Here is a 22,386-nt window from a genome sequence, read left to right on the forward strand (position 1 = left end):
CCCATCGGGTGAATCCCCACCTCCTGGAGGCCCGCCGAAGCTGACTGTTTCCCGACATTGCGGAGACTCGGTCAGTTCAGGAGAGTTGCGAGGGTCGTCCAGGCGGAGGTTCGCCCATGAGCACACAGCACGGCACACCACACGATTCGCGCCGCAGTCGCGGCATGTTCCGGACGAAGACTGTAGAGCAGTCGATCCTGGACACCGAGGAGCCGGAGCACACGCTCAGAAAATCCCTGTCGGCGCTCGATCTCACCGTCTTCGGTGTCGGTGTCGTCATCGGCACCGGCATTTTCGTTCTCACCGGCAAAATCGCCAAGGAGCAGGCCGGGCCTTCCGTCGCACTGTCCTTCGTCGTCGCGGGCGTGGTCTGCGCGCTGGCGGCGCTGTGTTACGCGGAGTTCGCCTCCACCGTGCCGGTCGCCGGCTCGGCCTACACCTTCTCGTACGCCTCACTCGGCGAGCTGCCGGCCTGGATCATCGGCTGGGACCTGATCCTGGAACTCGCCCTGGGCTGCGCGGTGGTCGCGGTCGGCTGGTCGGGCTACATCCGCTCACTGCTGGACTCCGCCGGGCTGCACCTGCCGCCCGCCCTGGCCGGCACCCACGAGGGGCACTTCGGCTTCGATCTGCTCGCCACCATCCTCGTGCTGGTGCTGACCGGCATCCTGGTACTCGGGATGAAGCTGTCCTCACGGGTGACGGCAGTGGTCGTCGGGATCAAGGTCACCGTCGTCCTGCTGGTCATCATCGCCGGTGCCTTTCTCATCAACGGCGCCAACTACGAGCCGTTCATCCCGCCCAGCCAACCCAGTGAGACCGGCGGCGGACTGGCCGCGCCGCTGTCGCAGCTGATTTTCGGCTTCAGCCCGTCCCACTTCGGGACCATGGGAATCTTCGCCGCGGCGGCCGTGGTCTTCTTCGCCTTCATCGGCTTCGACATCGTGGCCACCGCCGCCGAGGAGACCCGGCACCCGCAGCGTGATGTGCCACGCGGCATCCTCGGCTCGCTGGCCATCTGCACCGTCCTGTATGTGGCCGTGTCGGTGGTCGTCACCGGCATGCAGAAGTACAGCAAACTCTCCACCGACGCCCCGCTCGCCGATGCCTTCAAGGACCTCGGGCAGCCCTTCTTCGCGAGCGTGATCAGCTTCGGCGCCGCCGTCGGCCTGACCTCGGTCTGCATGATCCTGCTGCTCGGCCAGAGCCGGGTGTTCTTCGCGATGAGCCGGGACGGGCTGCTGCCGCGGATCTTCTCCCGCGCCCACCCCCGCTTCGGGACCCCCTACCGGTCGACCATCGTGCTGGGTGTCATCGTCGCCGTCGTCGCCGGCTTCACCTCGATCGACGAACTCGCCGAACTGGTCAACATCGGCACCCTGTTCGCGTTCGTCGTGGTCGCCGTCGGCGTGGTCCTGCTCCGCCGCTCCCGGCCCGATCTGCACCGTTCCTTCCGTACCCCGTGGGTGCCGGTGGTGCCGGCGCTGTCCGTGCTCGCCTCGGTGTGGCTGATGCTCAATCTGCCCGCGGAGACCTGGCTGCGGTTCGCGATCTGGATGGTGGCCGGCTTCGTCATCTACTTCCTGTACGGCCGCTCCCACAGCCGCCTGGGTATCCGCAGCCGGCAGGCCGGCAAGGACTGACACGCCCGGCCGTACGCCCGCGGGGTCTTCCGGCCGGGCAGCCCCGTATGCCGCGGCGAACGCGGTGTACGGGGCTTGTCCTCGTCCGTACGGACCCGCCCTACGCCCCGCCCTGCCCCCGGCCCCACACCGCGCGCGGTCCCGTCACCCGGGCCCCCAGCGCCTGGACCCGCTCCCGCAGCTCGCGGTCCGCGGTGACCACCACACAGTCCCGGTCGCCGCACTCCTCCGCCACCAGCTGCACGATCCGGTCGTCGCCGCTGCCGCTCGCCGGCACCACCCGTACGCCCTCGACGGACTCGACCCCGCGCGCCGCGCCCTCCACCACCAGGACCACCTCGACGGGCGGCGCCACCAGCCCCGGCAGCCCCTCGTCGGCGTACTGCGGCAGCGCGTCGCGCAGCCGCTCCGCCGCGCCGTGCCGGTCCCGCCACCATCCGTCGGGCACCGAGCCGACGACATTCGCGGCATCGACAATGACCATGGAATCCATGCGGCCACTGTCCCACGCCGGGGCCGGCGCCGTTCGCGTGGTCGGGGCCCGGAAAGGCCGGGTGGGCCGGGCGGCTCCTGACACACGAAGGCGCGGGCCGGCTCCGCCGAGCCGGCCCGCGCTGTTCGTTCTCAGTGCCGCACCCTTACGCGGGCACGCTCGCGACGCCCGGGGCCAGGAACTTCTTGCCCCGCACCCGCTCGGAGACACCCGCACGGTCCAGGTACGGCGTGATGCCGCCCAGGTGGAAGGGCCAGCCGGCGCCGGTGATCAGGCACAGGTCGATGTCCTGCGCCTCGGCGACCACACCCTCGTCCAGCATCAGGCCGATCTCCTGCGCCACCGCGTCCAGGACGCGGTCGCGGACCTGCTCCTCCGTCAGCACCGAGTCGCCCTGCTTGAGGAGCGCGGCGACCTCGGGGTCCAGCTCCGGCTTGCCGGAGTCGTAGACGTAGAAGCCGCGCTTGCCGGCCTCCACGACGGCCTTCAGGTTGGGGGAGACCTTGAAGCGGTCCGGGAAGGCACGGTTGAGGGTCTCGGAGACATGCAGACCGATCGCCGGGCCGACCAGCTCCAGCAGCACCAGCGGCGACATCGGCAGACCGAGCGGCTCGATGGCCTTCTCGGCAGTCTCGACCGGGGTGCCCTCGTCGATGACGTTCTGGATCTCGCCCATGAAGCGGGTCAGGATGCGGTTGACGACGAACGCCGGGGCGTCCTTCGTGAGCACCGCGGTCTTCTTCAGCTTCTTGGCGACGGCGAAGGCGGTGGCCAGCGAGGCGTCATCGGTCTTCTCGCCGCGCACGATCTCCAGCAGCGGCAGGATCGCGACCGGGTTGAAGAAGTGGAAGCCGACGACCCGCTCGGGGTGCTTGAGCTTCGACGCCATCTCGGAGACCGACAGCGAGGAGGTGTTGGTGGCGAGGATGGCGTGCGCCGGGGCGACGGCCTCCACCTCCGCGAACACCTGCTGCTTGACGCCGATCTCCTCGAATACGGCCTCGATGATGAAGTCGGCGTCGGAGAAGCCCTCGGCCTTGTCGAGGACACCGGAGACCAGGGCCTTGAGGCGGTTGGCCTTGTCCTGGTTGATCCGGCCCTTGCCGAGCAGCTTGTCGATCTCGGCGTGGACGTAGCCCACACCCTTGTCGACGCGCTCCTGGTCGATGTCGGTCAGCACGACCGGCACCTCAAGACGGCGCAGGAACAGCAGCGCCAGCTGCGAGGCCATCAGACCGGCGCCGACGACACCGACCTTGCTGACCGGACGCGCCAGGCTCTTGTCCGGCGCACCCGCGGGCCGCTTGGCACGCTTCTGCACCAGGTTGAACGAGTAGATGCCGGAACGGAGTTCGCCACCCATGATCAGGTCGGCGAGCGCCTGGTCCTCGGCGTCGAATCCGGCCTGGAGGTCCCCGCTCTTGGCGGCGGCGATGATGTCCAGCGCCCGGTATGCGGCCGGGGCGGCGCCGTGCACCTTGCCGTCGGCGATGAACTTGCCCTTGGCGACGGCCTGGTCCCAGGCCTCGCCACGGTCGATCTCGGCGCGCTCGACGGCCACGTCGCCCTTGAGGACGTTCGCGGTCCAGATCAGCGACTGCTCCAGGAAGTCCGCGCCCTCGAAGATCGCGTCCGCGATGCCGAGGTCGAAGACCTGCTTGCCCTTGAGCTGCTTGTTCTGGTTGAGCGAGTTCTCGATGATGACCGAGACGGCCTTCTCCGCGCCGATGAGGTTCGGCAGCAGCGCACAGCCGCCCCAGCCCGGGACGAGACCGAGGAAGACCTCGGGCAGCGAGAAGGCCGGCAGCGCCTTGGAGACGGTGCGGTAGGAGCAGTGCAGACCGACCTCGACGCCACCGCCCATCGCGGCACCGTTGTAGTAGGCGAAGGTCGGCACGGCGAGCCCGGCGAGGCGCTTGAAGACCTCGTGGCCGCCCTTGCCGATGGCCAGCGCGTCCTCGTGCCGCCCCAGTAGCTCGACGCCCTTGAGGTCGGCGCCGACGGCGAAGATGAACGGCTTGCCGGTGATGCCGACGCCGACGATGCCGCCGTCCGCGGCCTCCTTCTCGACCTGGTCGATCGCGGCGTTGAGGTTCGCGAGCGAGCCGGGACCGAAGGTGGTCGGCTTGGTGTGGTCGAAGCCGTTGTCCAGCGTGATCAGCGCGAACTTGCCCGCGCCGTACGGCAGATCGAGGTGGCGGACGTGCGCCGACGTGACGACCTCGTCCGGGAACAGCTCGGCCGCACCCTTCAGAAGCTCGGTGGTGGGGGTGCTCACTTGCTGCCTCCGGCGTCCTTGTGGTTCGGGTTCTCCCAGATGACCGTCGCGCCCATGCCGAAGCCGACGCACATGGTGGTCAGGCCGTAGCGGACCTCCGGCTGCTCCTCGAACTGCCGGGCCAGCTGCGTCATCAGACGGACACCGGAGGAGGCCAGCGGGTGACCGAAGGCGATGGCGCCGCCGTACTGGTTGACGCGCGCGTCGTCGTCGGCGATGCCGTAGTGGTCGAGGAAGGCGAGCACCTGCACGGCGAACGCCTCGTTGACCTCGAACAGATCGATGTCACCGATGCCGAGGCCCGCCTTGGCGAGGGCCTTCTCGGTGGCCGGGATCGGGCCGTAGCCCATGACCTCGGGCTCGACGCCCGCGAAGGCGTAGGAGACCAGGCGCATCTTGACCGGGAGGTCGTTCTCCCGCGCGAAGTCCTCGGAGGCGAGGATCGAGGCGGTGGCGCCGTCGTTGAGACCCGCGGCGTTGCCGGCCGTGACGCGGCCGTGCGCACGGAACGGCGTCTTCAGGCCGGTGAGGTTCTCCAGGGTCGTCCCCGGACGCATCGGCTCGTCGGCGGTCACCAGGCCCCAGCCGGTCTCGCCGACCTCCGCGTTGGTGTTGCGCACCGAGATCGGCACCAGGTCCTGCTGGATCTTGCCGTTCGCGTACGCCTTCGCCGCCTTCTCCTGCGAGCGCACGGCGTACTCGTCGGCGCGCTGCTTGGTGATGTGCGGGTAGCGGTCGTGGAGGTTCTCCGCGGTCATGCCCATGAACAGGGCGGACTCGTCGACGAGCTTCTCGCTGACGAACCGCGGGTTCGGGTCGACGGCCTCGCCCATGGGGTGGCGCCCCATGTGCTCGACACCGCCGGCGATGACGGCGTCGTACGCACCGAAGGCGATGGAGCCGGCGGTGGCGGTGACGGCGGTCAGCGCACCGGCACACATGCGGTCGATGGAGTAACCGGGCACGGACTGCGGCAGGCCGGCGAGGATGCCGGCCGTACGGCCGAGGGTCAGGCCCTGGTCACCGATCTGGGTGGTGGCGGCGATGGCGACCTCGTCGATCTTCGCGGGGTCCAGGGCCGGGTTGCGGCGCAGCAGCTCCCGGATGGCCTTCACGACGAGATCGTCGGCGCGGGTCTCGTGGTAGATGCCCTTCGGGCCCGCCTTGCCGAACGGGGTGCGGACGCCGTCTACGAAGACGACGTCCCTAGCGGTACGAGGCACGTTGGCTCTCCTCCAGGTGCGGGATGGCACTGCTGCGGGGCGCCCCGGGGGACGCTTCACACCGACATGCTACTTACGGGTAACCAAGCTGCACACCCCCACCGCCCGGAGCGGTGAAGGTCACACCGGATGGAGGCGCCGCTCGCCCCGCTCCCGACCGGCTTCCGGCGGTGAACCGCCGATCGAAAACGACTGAATGCCGCCGAGTCTTGGCGCAATTCATCCCATTACGCACTTAAAGTGCCCATATGGATACGAACAGGAGTGGTGTCGTGATCCGGCGCGGGCGTCCGGCGGGGCCGCGCGCGATCGGTCTGATCTGCGCCGTCGCCGCCGCGGGTGCGCTGCTGTCGGGCTGCGGGAACAGCGACAAGGCCGACACGGGAAGCCCCGGCGCGGTCCCCTCGCGGGCGGTGCCCGCCTCCGCCCCCGCCTCCCCGAGCGGTTCGCTCAGCGAGGACCGGGCCCGGCGAAAGGCCCTGATCCCCAAGGCCAAGGTGGACTACGAGCAGGCGCTGAAGGCGGGGGTCGCGGCCGTCCCCGCCTCGGAGGCGATCGCCGCGGAGCTCAAGGGGTCGCCCGACGCCCCCTATTGGAGCACCGTGGTCGCGACGGACGACGGGACGGTGTCCGCCGTCCGCGTCGATGCCGTCTCCGGAAAGGCGGGCCAGCCGCACACCCAGTCCGACGACCCCGACGACAAGAAGCAGCTGGCCGCCCGTCTGTCCAAGGCCAAGGTCACGGCCCAGCAGGCCGCGAAGACGGCCACCGAGAAGACGAAGGGCACCGTCACCACCATCGGACTCGGTGACGCCGACAACGGGGGCGACACGGCGGCCTGGACCGTGGGCGTCGTGACCTCCGACGACTGGAACCAGACGATGTACGAGATCGACGCGGCCACCGGCAAGGTCCTCTCGATGCACGTCAGCGAGGACTGAGCCCCGCCGCACGGACTGCCCCGGCGCCCTCCTCCCGTCCGGGAGAGGGCGCCGGTCCCGTGCCGCGCCGTGACGACGGGAAGGCAATCCCGCCGTCACGACGGTCGGTCACCGCGCCGAGGGCGTGCGACGGGGCGGCGGCGGGCGGCCCGGCGTATGGGAGCCGGGCCGCTGCCGGCGTCAGTCGGTGTCCGTCAGCAGCGCCTCGGTGAGGATCGGCGCGACCTGCTCGATCTGCCAGGGGCGGGCGCCGTGGCCCGTCAGCACCTCGGCGACCGACTCCCCAGTCGGCTCCGCCGGCGGTTCCCAGCACAGCCGGCGCACCGTGTCCGGAGTGATCAGATTCTCCTGCGGGAGATTCAGGCTCTCGGCGAGCGAGGTGACCGCGGCGCGGGCGGCCGACAGCCGGGCCGCGGCGACCGGGTCCTTGTCGGCCCAGGCGCGGGGCGGCGGCGGGCCGTTGAGCGGCTGGCCGGGCTGCGGCAGCTCGTTCTCGGCCAGCGCGCGGGCGCGGTCGACGGCGGCCTGCCACTGCTCCAGCTGCCGGCGGCCCATGCGGTGGCCGAAACCGGGCAGCGCGGCCAGCGCATGGCTGTTCGCCGGCAGATTCAGCGCCGCCTCCACGATCGCGGCGTCACCGAGCACCTTGCCCGGTGAGACGTCGCGCCGCTGGGCCACCTGGTCACGGGCCGTCCACAGCTCCCGTACGACCGCCATCTGGCGGCGCCGGCGGACCTTGTGCATGCCGGACGTGCGGCGCCAGGGGTCCTTGCGGGGCGGTGGTGGGGGAGCGGCGGCGATCGCCGCGAACTCCTGCCGGGCCCACTCCAGCTTCCCTTGCTGCGTCAGCTCCTCCTCCAGCGCGTCGCGCAGATCCACCAGCAGCTCGACGTCGAGCGCGGCATAGCGCAGCCACGGCTCGGGCAGCGGGCGGGTGGACCAGTCGACGGCGGAGTGTCCCTTCTCCAGGGCGAAGCCGAGAACGTTCTCGACCATGGCACCCAGGCCGACCCGGGCGAAGCCGGCCAGCCGTCCGGCCAGCTCGGTGTCGAACAGCCGGGTGGGAACCATCCCTATGTCACGCAGGCACGGCAGGTCCTGGGTGGCGGCGTGCAGCACCCACTCGGCGTCGCCGATCGCCTCGCCCAGTGCCGACAGGTCGGGGCAGCCGACCGGGTCGATCAGCACGCTGCCGGCACCTTCGCGGCGCAGCTGTACGAGGTAGGCGCGCTGGCCGTAGCGGTAGCCCGAGGCCCGCTCGGCGTCGACGGCCACCGGGCCCGTACCGGCCGCGAAGGCGGCCACGATCTCGGCGAGTGCCTCGTCCGTGGCGGTCACCGGGGGGATGCCCTCGCGGGGCTCCAGGAGAGGGACCGGCGCCGGTCGGGAATCCGGAGGCGAGTCTCCGGTCGCTCGCAGTGTCGTGTCTGCTGCGGTCTTTTGGGCGTCGGTCACCAGTCAAGGGTATCTGTGTATGCACGTCGCCCGTCGAGGGAACGTTCCCTCGACGGGCGAGCCGGTCGGATGAACGGTCAGTGAATGATGCCGGTGCGCAGTGCCACCGCCACCATTCCGGCCCGGTCACCGGTGCCGAGCTTGCGTGCGATGCGGGCCAAGTGGCTCTTCACGGTCAGTGCCGACAACCCCATCGAGACGCCGATGGCCTTGTTGGACTGGCCCTCCGCCACCAGCCGCAACACCTCGACCTCGCGGCCCGACAGCTCCCGGTAGCCGCCGGGGTGGCCGGGGGAGCCCGGAGGACGACGCTGCATACGGGCCGCGTTGGCGCCGATCGGCGAGGTGCCGGGGCGGCCGGGAAGGCCCAGGTTGGTGCGGGTACCGGTGACGACATAGCCCTTGACGCCGCCGGCCAAGGCGTTGCGTACGGCGCCGATGTCGTCGGCCGCGGACAGCGCGAGGCCGTTGGGCCATCCCGCCGCCCGGGTCTCGGACAGGAGCGTGAGGCCGGAGCCGTCGGGAAGGTGGACGTCGGCAACGCAGATGTCGCGCGGGTTGCCGACGCGGGGACGGGCCTCCGCGATGGACGACGCCTCGATCACGTCACGCACTCCGAGAGCCCACAGGTGGCGGGTGACGGTGGAGCGGACGCGAGGGTCGGCCACGACGACCATGGCCGTCGGCTTGTTCGGGCGGTAGGCGACCAGGCTCGAAGGTTGCTCGAGGAGAACAGACACCGGGCCTCCTGGGGGGAGTGGCGGGGGACGGAAGCCGGCTGGGGGGAGCCGGAATGATCCGTGTTTGAAGGGTCACTGACCTCTTCGGCAGCAATCCGGCAGGACTTTAGACTTTGATCACGATTTAGTTAGGGGCAATTCGGGCAAATCGGATGCCTGATCGATCAGAGGTGAGCATCCGGTGTGCATGGAGATGATCAAAGCCGTACGCGCTGCCGCCCCTGCCGCTTGCGGCAGGCGGCGGCGCGGTGATCATGGCGTCGGCCGGGCAGGAGTGATCACTGGGACCGGCTCTGCGCAAACATGATCACCGCGGCTCGGACCGCAAGGAAAAGCGCAGCTCAGCGGGGCTGTGCGCCGCGACGCTGCGGCAGCGGGACGATCCCGCCGCGCGGCGTCATGTCGAGCGTGGCCGGCGGCAGGCCCGCGACCTGGCACAGCAGATCGCACCACGCCGACAGATGCACCGCCAGCTCCGGCACTCCGCCGGGCCCTTCGGCAGGTGTCCATGACGCCCGGATCTCGATCTGGGTCGCGGGCTCACGCGCCGCGAGCCCGCCGAAGTAGTGCGAGCCGGCTCGGGTGACCGTCCCGCTCGGTGCGCCGTAGCGCACCCCGCGCGCATCCAGCGCACCCGTGAGCCAGGACCACGACACCTCCGGCAACAGCGGATCGGCGCCCATCTCCGGCTCCAGCTCCGCCCGCGCCAGCGTCACCACCCGGAAGGTGCCCTGCCAGGTGTCGTCGCCGGCCGGGTTGTGCAGGACCACCATCCGGCCGTCCGCCAGATCCTTGTCCTCGCCGTCCGGACCGGATCCGCGCTCGACGACCGCCGCCTCCAGCGCATACGCATACGGGGCGAGCCGTTTCGGGGCGGGCGTCGGGTCGATCTCGATCTCCGGCCGCAGTCGTGCCGCGCGGAGCGCCTCGACCGCCTTACGGAAGGGGATCGGGGCCTCGTCCGCGCTGTCCGCGAGGTGTTCGTGAGCCGCAGCCATGCCCGGAAGATTAGGCGGAACCGGGCCCGCATACGGGGAGGACACCCGGTGCGCGCGTCGCCCATTCGGAGGCGCCCCCGGGCGCATGCGGAGATATCGGCCACCTGGCCAAATCGGCGGGGGTGCCGTCGTGCGAAGATTTGGGGCGTGAGCGCCAACGAATGCCCCACGGGCCAGCAGCAGACCGTTACGCACGACTCGGCTTTCCTCAAGGCATGCCGGCGTGAGCCGGTGCCGCACACGCCGGTGTGGTTCATGCGTCAGGCCGGGCGTTCACTCCCCGAGTACCGCAAGGTCCGCGAGGGCATCGCGATGCTCGACTCCTGCATGCGGCCCGAACTGGTCACCGAGATCACGCTCCAGCCCGTGCGCCGCCACAACGTCGACGCCGCCATCTACTTCAGCGACATCGTCGTCCCCCTCAAGGCCATCGGTATCGACCTCGACATCAAGCCCGGTGTCGGCCCGGTCGTCGAGAACCCGATCCGCACCCGCGCCGACCTGGAGCAGCTGCGCACCCTCGAGCCCGGTGACGTCTCGTACGTCACCGAGGCCATCGGGATGCTGGTCCGCGAGCTGGGCGGCACGCCGCTGATCGGCTTCGCCGGCGCGCCCTTCACGCTTGCCAGCTACCTCGTCGAGGGCGGCCCGTCGCGCAACCACGAGCGCACCAAGGCCCTCATGTACGGCGACCCGCAGCTGTGGGCCGACCTGCTGGACCGGCTCGCCGACATCACCTCCGCCTTCCTCAAGGTCCAGATCGAGGCCGGGGCGAGCGCCGTCCAGCTCTTCGACTCCTGGGTCGGCGCGCTCTCGCCGGCCGACTACCGCCGCTCCGTGATGCCCGCCTCCACCAAGGTCTTCCAGGCGGTCGAGGGCTATGGCGTCCCGCGGATCCACTTCGGCGTCGGCACCGGCGAACTCCTCGGCCTGCTGGGCGAGGCGGGCGCGGATGTCGTCGGCGCCGACTGGCGGGTGCCGCTGGACGAGGCGGCCCGCCGCGTCGGTGCCGGCAAGGCGTTGCAGGGCAACATCGACCCGGCCGTGCTCTTCGCGCCCCGCGAGGCCGTCGAGACCAAGGCCCGTGAAGTCCTCGACGCCGCCGCCGGCCTGGAAGGCCACATCTTCAACCTCGGCCACGGCGTACTGCCCTCCACCGACCCGGACGCGCTGACCCGCCTCGTCGAATACGTCCACACGCAGACGGCCCGCTGAGCGGAGCCGGAGGGTCACGGCCGAACCGGGACGGGAAGACGAAAAAGGGCCTGCGGTGCCGGGCCGTCAGGCCCCGGCGTCCCGTACGGCGGCCGTGGCCTTGCGGGCCGCTACCAGGACGGGGTCCCAGACCGGCGAGAACGGCGGGGCATAGCCGAGGTCCAGGGCGGTCATCTGCTCCACGGTCATTCCGGCCGTCAGCGCGACGGCCGCGACGTCCACCCGCTTGCCCGCGCCCTCACGGCCGACGATCTGCACACCCAGCAGCCGGCCCGTACGGCGCTCGGCGAGCATCTTGACGTGCATCGGGCGGGCGCCGGGGTAGTAGCCGGCGCGGTTGGTGGCCTCGACGGTCACCGTCACGAAGCGCAGACCGACGGCGTGCGCCTGCTGTTCCAGCAGCCCCGTCCGGGCGATCTCCAGATCACAGACCTTGCTGACGGCCGTGCCGACCACACCGGGGAAGGTCGCATAGCCGCCGCCCACATTGGCGCCGATGACCTGCCCGTGCTTGTTGGCATGGGTGCCCAGCGCGATATGGCGCAGCTGCCCGGAGACCAGGTCGAGGACCTCGACACAGTCGCCGCCCGCCCAGATGTGCTCCTGGCCGCGGACCCGCATCCCGAGGTCGGTGAGCAGCCCGCCGGACTCGCCGAGCGGCAGCCCGGCCGCGGCGGCGAGCGTGGTCTCGGGGCGTACCCCCAGGCCCAGCACGACCACGTCCGCCGGGTACTCGGCATCCTCGGTGGTGACCGCGCGGGCCCTGCCGTCCCCGTCGGTCAGCACGCCGGTCACGGTCGCCCCGCGCACCGTCTCGATGCCCATCGCGCACATCGCCTCATGGACGAGCGCGCCCATGTCCGGGTCCAGGGTGGACATGGGCTGGGCGCTCTGCTCCAGGACGGTGACCTCGTAGTCGCGGCGGATCAGCGCCTCGGCCATCTCCACACCGATGTAGCCGGCACCCACGACGACCGCGCGCCTGCCCGGTGCGGCGTCCAGGGAGTCCAGCAGCGCCCGGCCGTCGTCGAGGGTCTGCACGCCGTGCACACCGGGCGCGTCGATGCCCGGCAGGCCGGGGCGGCGGGGGCGGGCGCCGGTCGCCAGCACCAGCTTGTCGAAGCCGGTCCATGACTCCCGGCCGCCGTTGTCCAGCTCCCGGGTGCGCACCCGGCCGCGTTCCAGGTCGAGTTCGGTGATCTCGTGGCGCATCCGCAGATCGATGTCCCGGGCGCGGTGCTCCTTCGGCGTCCGGGCGATCAGCGCGTCCGGGCCGTCGACCTCGCCGCCCACCCAGTAGGGGATACCGCAGGCGGAGTACGAGGCGAAGTGGCTGCGCTCGAACGCGGTGATCGCCAGCTCGTCGGGCTTCCTCAGGCGGCGGGCCTGCGAGGCGGCAGCCATCCCCGTCGCATCGCCCCCGACGATCACCAACTGCTCCGCCGCCATGCCGTGGCTCCTTCGTCGTGTGCATGCTCCGCCGTGCCGCTCCGCACGGTATGGCTTCAGGGGCCTCAGCGCTCCAGGACCAGCGCCAGTCCCTGCCCCACGCCGATGCACAGCGCGGCGAGCCCCGTGCCCGAGCCCAGGGCGGCGAGCTGGTGGGCCACCGACCCCGCGAGACGGGCTCCGGAGGCCCCCAGTGGGTGGCCGATGGCGATGGCGCCGCCGCGCGGATTCACCACGGCCGGGTCCAGCTCGGGCCACTGCCCGATGCAGCCCAACGCCTGGGCCGCGAACGCCTCGTTGAGCTCGAACGTCGCCACCTCGTCGAAGCCCCGCCCGGACCGCTCCAGCGCGCGCCGCACCGCCTCCACCGGCCCCAGACCGAACAGCTGCGGCTCGACGCCGGTCACCGCACTCGCGCGGATACGGGCCAGCGGTTCGCGTCCCGTGGCCCGCAGCCCCTCCTCGTCGACCAGCAGCAGCGCGGCCGCACCGTCGTTGAGCGGTGAGGAGTTCCCGGCGGTGACCGTGCCGCCCGCCGTACGGAACACCGGCTTCAGCTTGGACAGCGACTCCAGGGAGGACGCCTCCCGGATCGTCTCGTCCCGCACGAGCTCCACCTCCGGCAGCGGCACGACCTCCGCGTCGTAGGCGCCCTCCTGCCAGGCGCGGACCGCCTTCTGGTGGCTGGCCAGCGCGAAGACGTCCTGCTGCTCGCGGGTGATGCCGTGCTGGTCGGCGATCAGCTCGGCGCCCTCGCCCAGCGCGACGGTCCACTCCGGGGCCATCCGTGGATTGACCATGCGCCAGCCCAGCGTCGAGGAGAACATCTCCTGATGGCCCGCGGGGAAGGCGCGTTCGGGCTTGCGCAGCACATAGGGCGCCCGGCTCATCGACTCCACACCGCCCGCCACCGCGATATGCGCATCGCCGTGCGCAACGGCGCGGGCCGCCTGGATGACCGCCTCCAGACCGGACCCGCACAGCCGGTTCACGGTCACGCCGGGCACGGTCACCGGCAGCCCGGCGAGGAGTACCGCCATCCGCGCCACATTCCGGTTGTCCTCGCCCGCGCCGTTCGCGTCTCCGAAACAGACGTCGTCGATCCGCGCCGGATCGAGGTCCGGGGTGCGGTCCACCAGGGCCTTGACCACATGGGCCGCGAGATCGTCCGGCCGGATCGCGGCCAGCGCGCCGCCGTACTTGCCGACGGGGGTCCGTACGGCGTCGACGATGTACACATCCCGTACGCGTGGGTCGGTCATCAGGCCCTGTCCTCGCTGTCCCGGTTCGACGGTCGGCGGGCGGTACGAAGATCGCCACCCGCCGACCATGAGTCTTTGCCCGCCGCTGCCCGCTGTCAACGGGGCTCCCGGTCACCTTGCCCGGCCGCCGCGGACGTGGCGCGGAGCGTGATCCGGTCCCGGTCCGGCCGGCCTGCTCTGAGAGAGTGGGGGCATGAGCGCAGCGCACACCCGTACGGGCCACGGGCCCGGCAGCACCGGTCATGTGGTCGTCATCGGTGGAGGCATCTCCGGGCTGGCGGCGGCGCACCGACTGCTCGAAGGCGGCGCCCGGGTGACCGTCCTGGAGGCGGCGGACCGGCTGGGCGGCAAGCTGTACGCGGGCGAGATCGAGGGCGTACCGGTCGATCTGGGTGCCGAATCGATGCTGGCCCGGCGGCCGGAGGCGGTGGAACTCGCGCGCGCCGTCGGGATCGGCGACCGGCTCCGGCCGCCCACCACGGCGACGGCGTCCCTGTGGACGCGCGGCGCGCTGCGCCCGATGCCCAAGGGCCATGTCATGGGCGTCCCCGGAGACCTCGGTCCGCTCGCCGCCTCCGGTGTCATCTCCCCGGAGGGCCTCGCCCGTATCGACGAGGACACCCGGCTGCCGCGCACCGAGGTCGGCGAGGACGTCGCCGTCGGCGCCTACGTCGCCGAACGCCTGGGCCGCGAGGTCGTCGACCGGCTCGTGGAGCCCCTCCTCGGCGGGGTGTACGCGGGCGACGCCTACCGGATCTCGATGCGCGCCGCCGTTCCCCCGCTGTTCGAGGCCGCACGCGCGAACCGTTCGCTGCTCGACGGCGTACGGGGCATTCAGGCGCGGTCCGCCGCTGCCGTCCACCAGACCGGGGCCGCCGCGACCGGCCCCGTCTTCATGGGCATCGAGGGCGGCATCGGGACGCTGCCGGGCGCGGTGGCCGATGCCGTACGGGCCAAGGGCGGCGAGATCCGTACGGGCACCCCGGTCACCGCGGTGCGGCGGTCCTCCCAGGGCTGGCAGCTCGACCTCGACGGTGCCGTGCTCACCGCGGACGCCGTCGTCCTCGCCACCCCCGCGCACGCCACGGCCCGCCTCCTCGCCCCCGTCTGCGGGCCGGCCGCGGCCGAGCTGAATTCCGTCGAGTACGCCTCCATGGCGCTGGTGACCATGGCCTTCCGCCGCGCGGACGTCGAGGAGCGGCTGACCGGCAGCGGCTTCCTCGTACCGCCCGTGGACGGCCGCAAGATCAAGGCGTCCACCTTCTCGAGCAACAAGTGGGGCTGGACCGGCGGCTTCGACCCGGACCTCTTCGTGCTGCGCACCTCCATCGGCCGCCACGGCGACGAGGCGGACCTGGCGCGCGAGGACTCCGAACTGGTCGGTTTCTCCCGGGCGGACCTGCGGGAGGCGGTCGGGCTGACCGCCGCGCCGGTCGCCTCCCGGGTCACCCGCTGGGACGGCGGGCTGCCCCAGTACCCGGTCGGCCACCTGGAGCGGGTGGGCCGGATCCAGGACGCCGTGGCGCAGCTTCCGGGCCTGCGGGTGTGCGGTGCGCTCTATACGGGCGTCGGCATCCCGGCCTGTATCGCCTCGGCCCGCACGGCCGCCGACGACATCCTCGCCACCCTGCGCCCGGACTCCGTCCCCGCCGAGTGAGAATGGACGGCATGACAGACGCTTCCACTCCCGCTTCCGCACCGCAGGCACCCGCGGCGCCCGAGAAGGTTCCGCACGCCGGCAAGAAGGCCAAGGACCTCAACGAGATCATCCGCTACACCCTCTGGTCGGTGTTCAAGCTGCGCGACGTCCTCCCGGACGACCGCGGCGGCTACGCCGAGGAGGTCGAGGAGCTGTTCGCGCAGCTCGCGGCCAAGGACGTGGTGGTCCGCGGCACCTATGACGTGTCCGGCCTGCGCGCCGACGCCGACGTGATGATCTGGTGGCACTCGGAGAGCTCGGACGCTCTCCAGGAGGCGTACAACCTCTTCCGCCGTACCCGTCTGGGCCGTGCGCTGGAGCCGGTGTGGTCGAACATGGCGCTGCACCGCCCCGCCGAGTTCAACAAGTCGCACATCCCGGCCTTCCTGGCCGACGAGCAGCCGCGCGCCTATGTGAGCGTCTACCCCTTCGTGCGCTCCTACGAGTGGTACCTCCTCCCCGACGAGGACCGCCGCCGCATGCTGGCCGACCACGGCAAGATGGCCCGTGGCTTCCCGGACGTGCGCGCCAACACCGTGCCGTCGTTCTCGCTCGGCGACTACGAGTGGGTGCTGGCCTTCGAGGCCGATGAGCTCTACCGCATCGTCGACCTGATGCGTCATCTGCGCGGCTCCGAGGCGCGGATGCACGTCCGCGAGGAGATCCCGTTCTACACCGGGCGCCGCAAGCCGCTCTCCGAGCTGGTCGCGGGTCTGGCGTAACCGGACGGGCGGTGCGCCCGGCCGGGCGCACCCCGCCGCACACAGCACCACGGGCCGCCCCCGAGAGGGCGGCCCGTGGCGTATGCGGTCCCGGTTACTTCCCCGGCAGCGCGTGCTGCGCCCGGGTCGCCTGCTGGCCCGGCACCGGCTCCGCCCGCGGCCCGCAGTACACCCGGTGCGCCGGGATCTTCCCGCGCAGCAGATACGCCTCGGCGTACTTGTTCACGCAGGCGTTGTCACCGAACGCGATGCCGTGGGTGCCCGACCTGTTCTCGGTCACCAGCGAGGAGCCGGGCAGCCGCCGCTGCAACTCCAGTGCGCCCCGGTACGGCGTTGCCGCGTCCCGCTCGGCCGCCAGCAGCAGCACCGGCGGCAGCGCGCCGGGCTCCGTGCGGATGTTGAGCGGACCGTGCGGCCCGTGGAGCGCCTCGTCGAACTCGGTCGAGGCCGCACGGCCGGCGACCTCGGCCAGGTCCGCTCCGCCGGCGTGGCCGTCCGCCCGGTGCACCGCGGCGTCGAGCTCGGCCGAGGCCGTCTGCGTCCGGTCGGGCCAGAAGGCGCACGGCAGGTTCATCCAGGCGTTGTCCCAGGTCTCGAACGGCGCGATCCGGGCGATCTGCGTGTTGTCCCGGTCCCAGGTCCGCCAGTCGTGCGGCCAGCGCGCGTCATTGCACTCCACGGCGGTGTAGACGGCGTTGCTGTTCTCCTCGGCCTTGGCACCGCCGGAGCTCGGCATGGCCTGGGCGATCAGCGGCTTGGGGTCGCCGTGCAGATACCCCGAGAGCGCCGCGGCGCGCATCGGCCAGAAGGCGTCGTTGTAACCGGTCTTGAGGAACGCCGACTGGAGCTGGCCGGCGCCGATCTTCCCGTTGAGCGGATGGTGGCGCAGCTTGTTCGCGGCCGAGTCGTAGGCGTGCTGCACGGCGTGCACGGTCGTGCCGAGGCGGTAGTTGCTGTGGTGCCGGGCGGTCCAGCGCAGGAAGTCGCTCCAGCGGCGCTGGAAGGAGACGTCCTGGTCGAGGTTGTTGCGGTACCAGATCTGCCGGGGCGCGGGATTGACGACACTGTCGAAGAGCATCCGCCGGACGTGGCCGGGGAAGAGCGTCGCATAGACCGCGGCGAAGTACGTTCCGTACGAGGCGCCCATGAAATTCAGCTTCTTCTCGCCGAGCGCGGCCCGCAGCATGTCCAGATCGCGGGCGTTGTTGACGGAGTTGTAGTAGGGCAGGTCCGCACCGGCCCGGCGGACGCAGCCGCGGGCGTACGCCCTGGCCTCGGCCACCTTCCGGCGCTTGAAGGCCGCGTCGGGGTGGGTCCGGCTGTCGGTGGGTGCCTTGGCGAACTCGTTGGCGTCCTGGCATGACAGCGGCGCCGAGCGGCCCACACCGCGTGGCGCATAGCCCACGAAGTCGTAGGCACGGGCCAGCTTGTTCCACTTGGGGAGCCCGCCGTAGAGCGGGAACTCCATGCTGGAGGCGCCGGGGCCGCCGGGGTTGAAGACCAGGGAACCCTGCCGTTCGCCGCGCGCGGTGGCCCGGACCCGGCTGACGGTCAGGTGGATCTTCTTGCCGTCGGGGCGCGCATAGTCGAGGGGAACGGTGAGTCTGCCGCACTCGACGGTCGACGGCAGATGCTCCACCGGTGCGCAGCGGCCGAAGCCGATGCGGTGCGCAACGGGTGCGGGTGGCGCTGCGGTGGCCCCCGTGGCGCCGCCTGCCGGGGCAGTGGCGAGGGCGGTCACCAACAGCGACCCGATGGTGCCGTACAACGCAAGTGCTCTCACTGGCCGTCCCTTCGTGTGTGCATACAAAAGGGATAGTTGGGGCGGCGATTGTCGATGTAAAGCACCTGGCACCGGTGTCGGAGGCTATGCCCCGGAAGAGTGGAGCGCGGCGCGCAACGTGGGGTCGGTGAGGGCTACAGGGCCCCGGAGGGCGAATGAGGTGAGTGAGGCAGGAGCGGCGGGGGAGTCGGAAGTGCTGGGCAGTTGCCGTTCGCCCGCATGGGTGGCCCAGTCGCTGTACGGGTGGAGCTCGAAGCGGGCCACGGCCCAGGTGCCGAGGGTGACGATCAGCGGGAGCGCGAACCAGGCCAGCAGCGGCCCGTGGTCCGCACCGGACGGCGCCGTCCCGTAGGAGGCGGCGGCGGACAGCGGCACCAGGAGAGCGGCGCCCTGTACCAGGCGGACGGCGGTGGCGATGCCCGGGCGGGCCGCGACGGGCAGTGCCAGCCCGTCGGTCACCAGCCGGTCGGCCACCTCCCGCACCGCGTCGTCGCCGGCCAGGGTGTCCCGTATCGCCGGTATGCGGCGCTGCCCTTCGGGCCCGATGGCGCTCAGCGTGGCGCGCTCGACGGCGTCCTTGCCGACCGGGTCGACGACGGTCGCCCAGCCGGTGTCGGCGAGCAGCAGCCGTCGTTGCTGGGCCATCAGCACCAGGACCAGATCGGCGAGCCGGTGCGGGCCGCCGGAGAGGTAGGCCATCTCGTAGAGGGTCAGCCCGGGGCGGTGGCCCCCGTCGGCCGGATCCGGGACGGCCCCGGCTGCCGCCTCCGGGGCCGGGCGGGTGGTGCGCGCGGCGGCGACCGCGGCACGGCACAGGAGCGCACAGGACAGCACCGCCGCAGTCGAGGCGATGAGAAAGAAAAGGAGCCACATGGCCGTGGTTCTACGGGATCAGTACAAAAACCGCCACAAAATTTCTCACGATACGGGCGCCACGGGTGCCGGCCCTCAGCCGCCGCAGCCGCCGCCCCCACAGCTCGAACCGCCACCGCAGCTCGAACCGCCCCCGCACGACGAGCCGCTGCCGCAGGACGCACCGCTGCTGCCGCAGCCGGACCCGGAACCGCCGTCGGAGGAGCCGCACCAGGAACCGCCGTCGCCCCCGGAGCCGCCCCCGCCGTCACCGGACGGGGAACCGCCGCCCGGTGCGGCGGCCGTGGCCCGCTGCGCCTCGTCGAACTGCTGCCGCAGCAGTTCGTCCGCGATCAGCGCCGTACCGCCGAGCGCCACCACCAGCGCGGCCGGCTGCCAGGCCCCGCCCACGCCGCCGCCGGCGGAGCGGGCCGCCTTCGCGGAGCGCAGGGCGAACGATCCCGCCTTGGTGATCCGGCGGGTGAACACCTTCCGGCACAGTGCCCCCACGAAGAGACCACCGATCACCGCGGGGATCGTCCCCAGGGCCGGCGGCGGCCCGGACGGGGCGTCACCGACGAAGGACAGCAGCAGCGCGACGAAGAAGAGCACCACACAGGCCGTCCGGTGGGTGCTCGCCAGCCGGCGCCACCCCCGGCCGAGCTCCGGACTCCGCAGCAGACCGCGGGCCGCCAGCCGGTCACCGACCGCCTGGACCGCCGGGCTGCGCATCGCCGTGGCGCGCAGCGCGGCCAGACCGCCGCCCGGCGTCCGGGCGATGGCTTCCAGTACGGCTGCCTCGACCGCGTCGTGGGCGACGGCCTGCCGTACGGTCACCACTCCCGGGCCGCCCACCGCCAGCCGGCCGTCCTCGTGCATTCCGGCGATCGCGGCGTCCACCACCCGACCGGGCCCGCCGGCGAGGAACGCCGTCTCCCACACCTCGTGTGCCAGGGCGTCCTTGCGGCGGACGGACGGCGTCCGCAGACGCACCCGGGCCGCGCCGAAGAGGAGCACCAGCGAGGAGGCACCGACCCCCAGATACACCCATGGGACGAAGGACATCGCGCTCACCTCCGGTGCAGGGCGAGCCGGATGGCACGGGCCATACGGGCCACGGGCCGTGCGGACGGCGGCCTGGGGCCCGCGCGATCCCGCCACCAGCGCGTCAACTCCTGCCGCGCGGCCGGGTCCTCGGGGCGCCCCTGGGCCAGCAGATGCGCCGCGAAGTCCAGGGCGTCCTGGCGGTAGCCGCCGCTCATGGGCCGGTGCCGCGCATAGCCGAGGAACGCGGCCCGGTAGCCGTCGCCGAGGATCTCGGGCAGCTCGGGCGCGACCTTGGCGACGACCGCGGCCCGCTTGGCGGTCAGCGCCCGGCTCTGCACCCGCAGCCGCGTGCGGTCGAAGCCCTCGGGGGCCGGTGTCCCGGCGACCAGCGCGGACAGCAGCGCGGTCTGCGCCAGCGCCAGCCGCTGCCGGGCGGCCTCGGTGCCCTCGGCCGTCTCGCCGCCTGCGCCGCTGCCCGTCACCGTGCCGGACGCCGGGTCGGGGACAGGGACCGTGTGCCGCCGGGCGCGGGCGTCCAGTGTGGTCTCCGGCGCCGCTTCAGACCGCTCGGACATGGCGGGCCTCCTTCAGCACGGTGCGTATCGCATCGAGTTCACCGGCCAGCTCCCCGCCCTCGGGGAAGTCCTCGTCCCGCTCCAGCAGCACACCGGGCGGGGTGGTCCGGGCACACAGCTCCGCGAGGACGTCCAGCACCGGACGGGTCACCGGGTGGGCATGGCTGTCGTGCCACACCCCGTCCCGCTCCACACCGCCCGCGACATGGACGTACGCCAGGGCCTCGATCGGCAGCTCGTCCAGGGCGACGGCCGGGTCCTCGCCCCGGTTGATGTGGTTCGTGTGGAGGTTGGCGACATCGATGAGCAGCCGCACCCCGGTCCGCTCGACGAGTTCGGTCAGGAACTGCCCCTCGGTCAGCTCCTCGCCCGGCCAGTTGATGAGGGCGGCGATGTTCTCCAGCGCCAGCGGCACCGGCAGCGCGTCCTGGGCGATGCGTACGTTCGCGCACAGCACGTCCAGCGCGTCACGGGTGCGCGGAACAGGCAGCAGATGCCCGGCCTCCATGCGCGGGGAGGCGGTGAGCGGACCGCCGGCCCGGACGAAGGCGATGTGCTCGGTGACCAGTGGGGCGCCCAGCAGCTCGGCGCGCTCGGCGAGAGCGGCCAGCCGGCCGGAGTCCGGGCGTTCGGCGCCGCCGAGGCCGAGCGAGACTCCGTGCGGGATGACGGTCGTGCCGCGCTCGCGCAGTTCCTCCAGGGCGTGCGGCAGATGGTCGGCGCAGAGGTTCTCCGCCACCACCTCGACCCAGTCCACCCCGGGCAGCTCCGCGATTTCCGCGGCGATTTCCGGCCGCCAGCCGATCCCCGTACCAAGGCGCTCCATGGCTCCCCCTCTCGCTCCGTGGTGTGGGTACTCATCGCCCCGGCACGACGCACCGAACCCTGGAGCGGACGAGTTCAGAGGTTGATTTGAGCTTCCTGCGCGACGTCGCGGGGCCGCTCGGCGGCTCGGCCCGGCGGGTGCGCGGGCGCGCGGAGCCCGCTCGGGAAGGCCCTCGCCGCGGTGGCCCGATCCGGCCGGGGCCCGGCGCCCGGCGGGCACCTCAGCTGCCCTCCACGGCCGGGCCCGCCGGTGCGTGAAGAGTCCGGCGCACGGCGTCGCGGAGCCAGTGGTGGCCTCCGTCGGCTGCGTGGCGGGGGTGCCATGCCATGCCGACCGTCAGCGGCGGCAGGGGCAGGGGGATGTCGAGGAGGCGCAGGCCGAGGGTGGTGGCGGGGTCGGTGAGGGGGGAGGGGGCGGCGCCGGGGAGTGCGGTGGGGATGAGGCAGACGGCATCGCTGCGGGCGGCGAGGGTCAGCGCGGCCAGATGGCTCGGGAGGACGACAGCGACCTGCCGCTGGAGGTTGCGCTCGGCCAGGGCCGTGTCCAGGGGGCCGGTGAAGCGGCCGCGGCGGCTCACCACGACGTGTTCGGCGGCAGCGAGCCGGTCCGGGGTCAGGGGCCCTTCGGCGAGGGGGTTGCCGGGCCGGACGGCCGCCGCCATCCGGAGGGTGACCAGCTCTTCGACCTGGGTCTCGGGGTCGACGTGGTCGATGGATCCGATCTCCAGGTCGATCCGGCCCTCGCGCAGGGCCGGTCCGGCTTCCAGCTCCTCGGCCCGGAACCGCAACGACACCCCCGGCGCCTCCTGCCGGGCCAGCCGCAGCAGCCCGGGGGCGAGTGCCGCGCCGATCAGGTCGGCGGTCTGGAGGGTGAAGGTGCTGCGCAGGGCTGCGGGGTCGACGCCGGCGCCGGGAGCGAGCAGCGCTCCGAGACGGCGCACCACCGCGGCGGCCTCCTCGCGCAGGGCCTGGGCGCGGGGCGTTGGGACCATGGTCTGGCCGGCCCGGACCAGGAGGGGGTCCTGGAGGATGCGCCGGAGGCGGGCGAGCGTGCGGCTCATGGCGGCGGGGGACGTGTGCAGGCGGGCGGCGGCGCGGGTGACGCTCTGCTCGGCCAGCAGGGCGTCCAGCGCGACGGCGAGTTGGGCGTCGATGACAGGGTCCGGACTGCTGCTCAAGTGCATTA

Annotated in this window: 17 protein-coding genes and 1 pseudogene; 5 read left to right on the forward strand and 13 right to left on the reverse strand. The window is 72.2% G+C overall.

Annotation, left to right across the window (positions count from 1 at the left end; genetic code table 11):
* Positions 1 to 116: 116 nt before the first annotated feature.
* Entirely contained in the window at positions 117 to 1,643 is a 1,527-nt protein-coding gene (locus tag M8I34_RS03915) for an amino acid permease (RefSeq protein WP_250047888.1), read from the forward strand.
* A gap of 100 nt (positions 1,644 to 1,743) precedes the next feature.
* On the opposite strand, the gene M8I34_RS03920 is transcribed toward M8I34_RS03915, so the two are convergent.
* The 3 genes from M8I34_RS03920 to M8I34_RS03930 all read right to left on the reverse strand — a co-directional run bounded on the left by M8I34_RS03920 (position 1,744) and on the right by M8I34_RS03930 (position 5,637).
* The gene (locus tag M8I34_RS03920) at positions 1,744 to 2,136 is read right to left on the reverse strand and encodes an NTP pyrophosphohydrolase (RefSeq protein WP_250047889.1); all 393 of its coding nucleotides are present in this window, start codon (positions 2,134 to 2,136) and stop codon (positions 1,744 to 1,746) included.
* Positions 2,137 to 2,281: 145 nt separating this feature from the next.
* Entirely contained in the window at positions 2,282 to 4,414 is a 2,133-nt protein-coding gene (locus M8I34_RS03925; RefSeq protein WP_250047890.1) for a 3-hydroxyacyl-CoA dehydrogenase NAD-binding domain-containing protein, read from the reverse strand.
* Positions 4,411 to 5,637, reverse strand: coding sequence for an acetyl-CoA C-acyltransferase (locus M8I34_RS03930; RefSeq protein WP_053210191.1), 1,227 nt, complete (start codon positions 5,635 to 5,637; stop codon positions 4,411 to 4,413). Before M8I34_RS03930 ends, M8I34_RS03925 begins: the two co-directional genes overlap by 4 nt.
* Before the next feature lie 248 nt (positions 5,638 to 5,885).
* On the opposite strand from M8I34_RS03930, the gene M8I34_RS03935 reads away from it, so the two are divergent.
* Entirely contained in the window at positions 5,886 to 6,578 is a 693-nt protein-coding gene (locus tag M8I34_RS03935; RefSeq protein ID WP_250047891.1) for a PepSY domain-containing protein, read from the forward strand.
* A 180-nt stretch (positions 6,579 to 6,758) separates the two neighbouring features.
* Here the strand turns inward: M8I34_RS03935 and M8I34_RS03940 are convergent, their stop codons facing one another.
* The 3 genes from M8I34_RS03940 to M8I34_RS03950 form a co-directional block, all read right to left on the reverse strand.
* Positions 6,759 to 8,033 carry an HRDC domain-containing protein gene (locus M8I34_RS03940; protein WP_250047892.1) on the reverse strand — a complete coding sequence of 425 codons (1,275 nt, stop codon included), beginning with the start codon at positions 8,031 to 8,033 and terminating at the stop codon, positions 6,759 to 6,761.
* A 77-nt stretch (positions 8,034 to 8,110) separates the two neighbouring features.
* Positions 8,111 to 8,773, reverse strand: a complete 663-nt coding sequence (locus M8I34_RS03945) for a response regulator transcription factor (RefSeq protein WP_244418179.1) — start codon at positions 8,771 to 8,773, stop codon at positions 8,111 to 8,113.
* A 341-nt stretch (positions 8,774 to 9,114) separates the two neighbouring features.
* Positions 9,115 to 9,771 (reverse strand): DUF3000 domain-containing protein, encoded by a 657-nt coding sequence (locus M8I34_RS03950; RefSeq protein WP_250047893.1) that lies wholly within the window; start codon positions 9,769 to 9,771, stop codon positions 9,115 to 9,117.
* Between the two features lie 147 nt (positions 9,772 to 9,918).
* Here M8I34_RS03950 and hemE point away from each other — a divergent pair, with 147 nt between their 5' ends.
* Positions 9,919 to 10,986: a uroporphyrinogen decarboxylase gene (gene hemE, locus M8I34_RS03955; protein ID WP_250047894.1), complete on the forward strand. Its 1,068-nt coding sequence runs from the start codon at positions 9,919 to 9,921 to the stop codon at positions 10,984 to 10,986.
* Between the two features lie 66 nt (positions 10,987 to 11,052).
* Here hemE and M8I34_RS03960 read toward each other — a convergent pair whose 3' ends face one another.
* Together M8I34_RS03960 and M8I34_RS03965 are read right to left on the reverse strand one after the other, a co-directional pair.
* A complete protein-coding gene (locus M8I34_RS03960) occupies positions 11,053 to 12,435 on the reverse strand; it encodes an FAD-dependent oxidoreductase (protein ID WP_250047895.1) in 1,383 nt (460 codons plus the stop codon).
* A gap of 65 nt (positions 12,436 to 12,500) precedes the next feature.
* Entirely contained in the window at positions 12,501 to 13,697 is a 1,197-nt protein-coding gene (locus tag M8I34_RS03965) for a thiolase family protein (RefSeq protein WP_250047896.1), read from the reverse strand.
* Positions 13,698 to 13,890: 193 nt separating this feature from the next.
* Between M8I34_RS03965 and hemG the strand changes: the two genes are divergently transcribed.
* Both hemG and hemQ read left to right on the forward strand, forming a co-directional pair.
* Positions 13,891 to 15,354, forward strand: a complete 1,464-nt coding sequence (hemG, locus tag M8I34_RS03970) for a protoporphyrinogen oxidase (RefSeq protein WP_250047897.1) — start codon at positions 13,891 to 13,893, stop codon at positions 15,352 to 15,354.
* 11 nt (positions 15,355 to 15,365) lie between these two features.
* A complete protein-coding gene (gene hemQ, locus M8I34_RS03975; RefSeq protein WP_030992513.1) occupies positions 15,366 to 16,118 on the forward strand; it encodes a hydrogen peroxide-dependent heme synthase in 753 nt (250 codons plus the stop codon).
* Between the two features lie 94 nt (positions 16,119 to 16,212).
* Here the strand turns inward: hemQ and M8I34_RS03980 are convergent, their stop codons facing one another.
* The 5 genes and pseudogenes from M8I34_RS03980 to M8I34_RS04000 all read right to left on the reverse strand — a co-directional run bounded on the left by M8I34_RS03980 (position 16,213) and on the right by M8I34_RS04000 (position 22,384).
* Positions 16,213 to 17,901 carry an alpha/beta hydrolase gene (locus M8I34_RS03980; protein ID WP_250047898.1) on the reverse strand — a complete coding sequence of 563 codons (1,689 nt, stop codon included), beginning with the start codon at positions 17,899 to 17,901 and terminating at the stop codon, positions 16,213 to 16,215.
* Positions 17,902 to 17,985: 84 nt separating this feature from the next.
* On the reverse strand, positions 17,986 to 18,774 hold the full coding sequence (locus M8I34_RS03985; protein ID WP_250047899.1) for a TIGR04222 domain-containing membrane protein: 789 nt from the start codon (positions 18,772 to 18,774) through the stop codon (positions 17,986 to 17,988).
* 75 nt (positions 18,775 to 18,849) lie between these two features.
* Entirely contained in the window at positions 18,850 to 19,818 is a 969-nt protein-coding gene (locus tag M8I34_RS03990) for a TIGR04222 domain-containing membrane protein (RefSeq protein WP_250047900.1), read from the reverse strand.
* Between the two features lie 5 nt (positions 19,819 to 19,823).
* Positions 19,824 to 21,201, reverse strand: a pseudogene (locus M8I34_RS03995) (DUF692 domain-containing protein).
* A 220-nt stretch (positions 21,202 to 21,421) separates the two neighbouring features.
* A complete protein-coding gene (locus M8I34_RS04000; protein ID WP_250047901.1) occupies positions 21,422 to 22,384 on the reverse strand; it encodes a LysR family transcriptional regulator in 963 nt (320 codons plus the stop codon).
* Between the last annotated feature and the right edge of the window lie 2 nt (positions 22,385 to 22,386).

The sequence above is a fragment of the Streptomyces sp. MCA2 genome, from assembly GCF_023544705.1.
Classification (GTDB): Bacteria; Actinomycetota; Actinomycetes; order Streptomycetales; family Streptomycetaceae; genus Streptomyces; species Streptomyces decoyicus.